Raw genomic sequence first — 782 nt, 5'->3', positions numbered from 1 at the left:
TTCTCTTTGTTTTTATATTGCTTTCTAGTATCGGGATATTTATTGGGAGATTTCTACGTTTCCATTCGATTCATTTATTTACAGAGCCATTATCTTTAGTAAGACAGTTTGTATATGCAATGAATGGATCTTCGGTACTTTTCATTATATGGCTGACGCTTTTACAATGTACGGTTTGGTGGTTATTTGTAGATGTAAAAAGGAGGGGATTATAATCGATAAAAATATTGTAATGTTAACGATAGTACTTATAGCGATTGCTCTATTTCTTTTTATCTCACAAGTCTATATAGCGATCCTTCTGTATAAGTATGAAAAGTCTTGGTGGTGGGGAGGGCTTAGTTTCCTTTTACCGTTTGGACTTAATGTGTACATATATCAAATTATTATATTAGAAAAACGGTCAGGTGATTGTTTTGAAAAGCTGAATCCGAAGGAAAGGAAGTTATGGAGGAAAATATACTTTCTTGTACTTATGCAATACATGTTTTTATTTTCGTGCTTCGGATTTCTTGCATCGCCAGCATTAATATTTTGATTGGTACGGTATAATGAGAACGAAAAGTTAGAAAGAGAGAGGGATAATGAAACTGCATATTTGCAAAATAACGAAAGAAAATCGGCATGAAATTGCTAATTTAAAAGTAACAGAGGAACAGCATGAATTTATTGAAAGCACAGTTGCGAATTGTTTAATTGAAACAGATACGAAATATAAAGAAAATGCTGTTTCAGTAGGACTTTACGATAGTAATACGCCGATTGGATATGCAATGTATGGC

The 782-nt window shown here is 32.9% G+C and carries 1 protein-coding gene and 1 pseudogene; both read left to right on the top strand.

Features of this window, described 5'->3' with window-relative positions; all coding sequences use genetic code 11:
• On the top strand, window positions 1–215 hold a 215-nt coding region (locus tag AC1DJR_RS32105), incomplete at its 5' end, for a DUF1361 domain-containing protein (RefSeq protein WP_477004480.1).
• A 369-nt stretch (window positions 216–584) separates the two neighbouring features.
• A pseudogene (locus AC1DJR_RS32100) lies at window positions 585–782 on the top strand (GNAT family N-acetyltransferase); the annotation flags it as partial.

The sequence above is a fragment of the Bacillus sp. 05T31 genome, assembly GCF_056396725.1.
The sequence above is the reverse complement of the archived record's forward strand: the minus strand, read 5'-3'. Positions and strand labels throughout refer to the sequence as shown.